Genomic DNA, 6,724 nt, shown 5'->3' with positions numbered 1-6,724 from the left:
CTGAAATAACTTTTATTTTTGCGTTAAACTTATCTCCCCTTTTGTTTTTTAATTTTCCCTCCCATGATCTTTCAAACTTAATTTCATAAAGTAAGATGCTTCCATTTGCGCTGCAGGTAATTATTCTATCTTTAAATATTAGAGGAGTTGAGATTGATCCTCCTATAAATTCTTTGAAGACAACCTCTGGCATAGAGTCCAAAGATAAAACGTAAAAGTAACCATCAGTTCCGTTGAAGGCTACAAGTCTTGGTAGGGAGTCTCCTACGTAAAATTCGTTGCTAATTGCACTTCCTATAACTCCCTTTCCAAATTTTCTTAGAATGCTCCTTTTTATTGGAAAAAACCAAACAATAGGGTTTTCTGTTTTAAAGGGATCAATAAGAAAAACACCACCATCCTCTTTTGACTCTGATTCCTTTGTTACGAGAAGTTTTTCATCACTCAGAAGGTGAGGTGTTCCGTTTAGGTCTCCTCCCAGGTTAATATCGAATTTTACATCAAGATTAGCCGTATCAACTCCGAAAAAGCGGCCTGAACTTGAGGAAACAAAAATAAGGTCATTAAAAAGTGTTGGAGAAGCCTCTATTGTAACGTTGCCTCTCTTTTTCTTTGCCTCTGAGTCATCAAACAGTTTAACGGAATCTAAATTTACAATTTCATTTTCTCTGATAATACTTTTATAAAGATAGCCATTTTCACAGGCCCAGTATATTTTTCCTTTTAAAACTATGGGAGAGGCGTCTGTATCTTTACTGAAGCTTAAAGTTTTCGGAACCTTTTTAGAAAAAATAATTTCTCCGTTATCTGGAGATACAAGATGTAGAGTTTTTACATCATTATCCCCTACACTTTTGTAAAGCCCTTTTCTTGTACCTACCAATAGAAAAATTCTTTTGTCGTCCACAAAAAAAGAAGGAGTCATCTTAAGAGCGTCGTTAAACTTAGTCTTATAAACTAATTCTCCAGTTTTAAACCTTACTTTAAAAAGATAGTGAGATAAGCTAGGAATGTACAAAAAGGTGTCTCCCTTTTCCTCAGTTATCAGAGCCTGTGTAGACCACGAGGTCCCTCCCCAAACAATTTGCCCTCTTGCACCACTTTTTGCAAATCCTAGGTAGATTTTCCACTTTAAAGATAAACTGTCAGGAGGATTAATTCCATAAAAATTTCTGTGAGGATTTCCAAGATAGGTTGGATAAATTACCTTAAAATTTTCAATTGAGATAAATAAAATCAAAAAAATCACTTATCCTCAACAATTGAAATCTTTTCAATTATGTCATTCTGTCTGAGTTTTTTTACTACATCCATTCCCTTTACTACTCTACCAAAAACCGTATAGCTTCCATCTAAATGTGGTGTTGCTGAGAGAGTTATGTAAAATTGACAGGAACCTGAGTTTGGATCAGTAGCTCTTGCCATCCCTAAGGCACCCTCGATATGCTTAGCCTTTGGATGAGTTTCAAGAGGAATTGTATATCCTGCGTTTCCGAAACCGGTTCCATAGGGATCTCCACCCTGTATTACAAAATCAGGAACATATCTATGAAATCTTAGACCATCATAGAATCCAAGAAGAGCTAATTTAACGAAATTACTAACTGTTTTTGGAGCATATTGAGGATAAAGTTCACAGGTTATTTCCCCCTTATTTGTTCTAATAATTGCCTTTATTTTAGATGGAAGTTTAATTTCTTTATCTTTAAACTGAAGCGCTGTTTTGATCCTTTCCTCAGGTGTTGAATTTTTGTTTAGAACTCTTTCAATTTTTAATTGCAAAAGAATAAAAAGTAAAAGTATTTTTAACATAATTAATTTTAAAATAATTGAAGCCCTTTTTTCCTTACCTTATAATAAATTATGGACAGAGAAACTATCAAAAAAATTCTTGAAGTTTACAAAAAAAATAAAACATTAATACTATCTACGTTAGGTGATACCCTTTGGTCAAGCAGGGTATATTTTGCAAGTAAGGGTTTATATCTCTATGCGATCATTGAAAAATCCAAAAACTATAATAATATCCTAAAAAATAATAAAGTCTTTTTCACTATAGATAGAGGTATACCGGATATTTTTATTCAGGGGGAAGGTGAAGTTCAAATACTCGGAAGTCCAGCTGAAAGAGAAGAAGAAAGAGCCCTTCTTTTCCAAAAAAACATAGAGCTTATACCCTTTGTCAAAATGATTAAGGAACTTGTTGTTATAAAAATAAGGCCAACAAGAATATTCTTATCAGATTTTAGAACCTTTTTTAAGCCGAGAGAGACTATAGTTCCAAATGAAGATGATTTTAAGTTATCTATTCAGCTTGATAACTTTATTCCAAAATGGGAAAGATTTTTTAAGGCTACAAGACCATTTTCTTTTACTGCCACTTTTGTATCTTGTGTTTTAGGTGCACTTCTTGCAGGAGAAGTAAATCTCTTCCTTCTCCTTGTAACTTTACTTGGAGTTCTTTTTATCCACGCAGGAGTAAACGCTCTGAATGATCTTATGGATTATAAGTATAAGGTAGATGATTGGTTAGTAATCGGTGCCTCAAGAATGTTACAAGATAAACTTTTAAGTGTAAAAGAGCAGACAGCCCTTGTATTGATACTTCTTCTTTTAGGTTCAATCATTGGATTAATACTGACGGTTTTAAGGGGATCTTGGGTTTTAATTATAGGTAGTGTTGGAGTTTTCCTTGGTTTCTTTTATCAAGTAAAACCTGTTGGACTTAAATATAGGGCACTAGGTGATCTTTCGGTATTTCTTGCTTTTGGTCCCCTTCTTGCCCTTGGTTCATACTATGTCCAAACACAAGAAATATCAGTTTTGCCTATTATTGTTTCTTTTCCTATCGGACTTTTAATTATTGGAATACTCCATGGTAACAATTTTAGAGATTTAGTGGAAGATATTAAAGCCGGTTATAAAACCATAGCCTCCTATCTTGGAGTTAAGGGGTCATCCTATTACTACCTCGTTTTAGTGCTTCTCTCTTATATCTCTACAATAATTTTAATCATTTTAAAGATTATTCCTTGGCAGACTTTAATTGTATTATTTACAATTCCACTTGCTTATAAAAATATAAGACTAGCTTTTAGACCAAATTATCTACAGTTTGGTTTACTTGATGTTTTTACTGCAAAATTACACTTTTCATTCGGTGTTCTTTTAATAGTTGGAATAATTTTATCAAGAATAAGCTATGGTTGACAGGGGAACAGCTTTTTTAATATCACTTATAACATCAGTTTTTGTTGCAATAGTTACTAATTTAGTTTTCTATTTTCTTATTGTACCTACCATTGAAGAAAAAAAATTAATATCCTTAAAAGAAAAAACCAAAACTACTACTGTTGAGGTTCCTGACTTAAGAGGAATATTTCCCTCTCAAGCTAAAATTCTTCTTTCTCAAATCAATTTATTTCTTGTTTTGGAAGGAGAAGTAGAGTCAAAGGAGTATCCTGAAGGTACAATCGCAGAACAGAGACCCCTTGCTGGTTCTTATGTAAACGAAGGAAGTGAAATCTATGTAAAGATTGCAAAGACTAAAAAAATTGAATACGTAAGAATACCTGTATTGAAGGGTTTAGATCTTTCTTCAGCACAAAAGATCTTGCTTGAACAGGGTTTTGTAATTGAGGCAGTTGAAGAAATTGAAAGTACAGAAATTTCAGAGGGACATGTTGTTAAGACCTATCCAGAAGGGGGTAGTGAAGTACCTAAAGGTTCAGCTATAAAAATATTTGTGTCAAAAGCTGAGAAAACCGTAATTGTACCTAACCTTATAGGAAAGTATCTATCACAAGCAATCTCAATCCTTGAAAGAGAAGGTTTAAAAGCAGGAAAAATAAAAAAGGAACTTAGTGCTGAGTATCCTGAAAATAAAGTTATAGATCAACATCCGAAACCTGGAACAAAAGTAAAAAAGAATAGCCCTGTGGATATTACAATTGCTACTGTAAAAGAAGATATTTACTGATTAATCTTTGGGATTTTTTGCTGATACTACAATTATTTAGGCGAAAGGAACTCTTATTATTTTGAAAAAGGTAAAACAAGGGAGGCTTCGAGGTATCTCTTAATTTTTTCCTTTATTTCTGAAAGATGTATCCTTGTTATAAGATCTAGCTTCGTATTATCAACTAACTGCTCTATTTTTGCGCCAATTCTTTTAAGCTCATAGCGAGAAAGGGATCTAGCGTCTTGAGGATAAGAAGCACTTAAAAGGATTTCACCAAGCTTTTCCACATAAACCCTTTGCAAATTACGTCTAAAGGAATTTACATTCTCGACTAAAAATATCTCCTCAAAAATAGAATTTGTTATAGTTTCAAAAAGTTCACTTAATTCAAAGGGTTTTGTTTCTTCTGTTTTTACTTTATTATCAACGATCCTTTGTAGTCTTGAAGGATAAAATATTAAATCTAAAAATCTTTTATGTATAGAAAGAACATATTCATGAATAGGAAAGTCAATTGGAAATAGAGTTTCCCACATTCCCCAGTGAACCCATCTGTTGGGGGTAAGCTTATTTAGTAATTTTCCATCGAACTTAAAGGCTTCTTTTGAAAAAATATTTACTTTTAAATATTCTAGTGCCTTTCTCTGAATATCTGAAGGAACAGGTAAAAGGGGAGGTTCCTTCCCACCTTTGTGGTATCTGTTAAAATAGACTCCGCCTAAAAACTTTACAAGATGTGAAAGTGCAAGATTCTTTTCATAGTTTACTCTTAAAAATGCAATTCTTAGCCTTGAATAACTTTGATCCTCTTTTATTACAAAATTTTCTAATCTTGGAAGAACATACTCTACTATTTTAAGTCTTTCTTGAGCAAACTTTAAAAGATCTGAGGAAAGATCCCACCTTGTTGTTAAAGGGTCAACACCTAAAAACAGGCTTGCATCTTCATCAGATCCATAGGAATAAAAGGTATTTAAATTGAGTTTGGTTATTTTTTTAAGGTACTTTACCTCCTCTTCTGGAGATTCTATTAACTCACCGCTCATTGCAAAGGGTTCCTCATCATTTTGCTTATAACAAGGTGCATAACCAAATTTTATAGCCCATTTGTCATATTCTCCAACTTTTTTATTCCAAAAATCTCCCTGTTTTTTAGGATCACTTGAGATATTAACCGGTGTGTAATCCATCACAGATACTGTTAAACCGTGTTTACGAGTAAAAGAAGTATCATTCAGTTTTTCAAAGGGAACAGAAGAAGAAGCTTTAAAGTTATGCTTCAAACCAAGTGTATGACCCACTTCATGCATTACAAGGTCTCTAATTGCATCACCAATATAGTTAATAGGAAATTCACTGTCAGGTTGAATGATACCATAAGATTCTAAAACAGTGTAAAGAAAACCAATTTGATGGTTAAGCCCCTTCTCGTAAAAACATAGTCTATCTCTTTGATTTTTTCTTAAGTGTAAGGTTAATTCTTCGATTCCTTTTATTTCCTGTTCAGACTTTAAGGGGTCAATTAATTCTTGGTAATCAAAGAGCCAACCTCTTACAAAGCTTGCTGAAATGAGAATATCAGCATTAAGTATTTCACCAGTCCTGGGATCAACTTGAGATGGGCCTATAGCGTACCCCATTTCTCTTGCTGAAACCCATCTTATTGTTGAATATCTTATATCTTCTGGATCCCAATCAGGATCATCAGGTGCATCTTTTACCACAATTGCGTTTTTAAATCCTGCTTCCTCAAAAGCCTCATTCCAAGCCAAAACTCCTTCCCTTACAAATTTTCTATACTCTTCTGGTATACTCTTATCTAAGTAAAATACGATAGGCTTTACAGGCTCTGAAATTTTTCTTGAATTATCCTTTTTTTCAAGTCTCCATCTTGTAATCATCCTGACAAAGGGACTTTCTTCTTTTTCTCTGTCAAAATCCATGACTGCCTCTACGAAATAACCTACTCTCTCATCAGCATACCTTGGCCTCATTGGTATATCAGGTAGTTTATAAAAGGAAAAACGTACTCCTACAGTAATAAACCTATAATCTGATATACCTTCCCCGCTTTCAATTGGGAATTCACTTGCATCATAACAGAGCAGAACATCAATCTCTGTATTTTCTGGAAAATTTTTTACTTTGTATACAACGCTATTTCCTTTATTAAACCTTATTGACTTACTTTTATAAAAATACTCAAGGTAATTAACAAGATCTGGATAATCAGAGACAAGGAAGTCAGTAAAGTTTATGAGAATATTTTTATTCTTTTCATTTTCACTTTCAATTTTAAAGGAGGCTATAACTGAATGACCGATATTTTCTTCGATAAAATGGGAAAATTCCTTTCTTGAAGCTTTAAATCTTGCATTTCTATGAATTAAATAAACCTTATCACCAATTCTTCTAAATCTTAATAGTCTTGTATCACTAAGGGGTAAACCTTCTATTACATCGAGATCACCTAGACCGTATGAAATATGCATAACAAGACCAAAATCTTTTTCAAAATCTGATGTTGATAGCTCCAAAAATAAAGTATTATCTCTTTTTAAATGAATTTTTAAAAATCCAGATAAAAACTTAGTATCTTTAAGAACTTCCTCCCAGGATTTAAAAGGAGTTTCTTTTTTCTTCTCCGGCTTTTCTTCAGGTTTAGGGAAGTGCTGATAATGATGAATATGAAGACACTTTAAAAACATCAAAAAAAGCAAGAAGGTGAATTTTTTCATAATACAATTTTATATACACCTCTTA

At 33.0% G+C, this 6,724-nt stretch carries 5 protein-coding genes; 2 read left to right on the top strand and 3 right to left on the bottom strand.

The genetic code is table 11. The features are described from left to right. Positions 1 to 1,249, bottom strand: a 1,249-nt coding sequence (locus ABDH49_03610) for a hypothetical protein (GenBank protein MEN3046055.1), incomplete at its 3' end; no start/stop codon positions are given. Beyond that, entirely contained in the window at positions 1,246 to 1,812 is a 567-nt protein-coding gene (locus ABDH49_03605; protein MEN3046054.1) for a peptidylprolyl isomerase, read from the bottom strand. The genes ABDH49_03610 and ABDH49_03605, both read right to left, overlap by 4 nt. 51 nt (positions 1,813 to 1,863) lie before the next feature. Between ABDH49_03605 and ABDH49_03600 the strand changes: the two genes are divergently transcribed. After that, positions 1,864 to 3,210 (top strand): prenyltransferase, encoded by a 1,347-nt coding sequence (locus tag ABDH49_03600; protein MEN3046053.1) that lies wholly within the window; start codon positions 1,864 to 1,866, stop codon positions 3,208 to 3,210. Further along, the gene (locus ABDH49_03595; protein MEN3046052.1) at positions 3,203 to 3,979 is read left to right on the top strand and encodes a PASTA domain-containing protein; all 777 of its coding nucleotides are present in this window, start codon (positions 3,203 to 3,205) and stop codon (positions 3,977 to 3,979) included. Before ABDH49_03600 ends, ABDH49_03595 begins: the two co-directional genes overlap by 8 nt. A gap of 56 nt (positions 3,980 to 4,035) precedes the next feature. Here the strand turns inward: ABDH49_03595 and ABDH49_03590 are convergent, their stop codons facing one another. Beyond that, positions 4,036 to 6,699, bottom strand: coding sequence for a zinc-dependent metalloprotease (locus ABDH49_03590; protein MEN3046051.1), 2,664 nt, complete (start codon positions 6,697 to 6,699; stop codon positions 4,036 to 4,038). Between the last annotated feature and the right edge of the window lie 25 nt (positions 6,700 to 6,724).

Source organism: Candidatus Hydrothermales bacterium, assembly GCA_039630235.1.
Lineage (GTDB): Bacteria > Hydrothermota > Hydrothermia > Hydrothermales > JAJRUZ01 > JBCNVI01.
The sequence above is the reverse complement of the archived record's forward strand: the minus strand, read 5'-3'. Positions and strand labels throughout refer to the sequence as shown.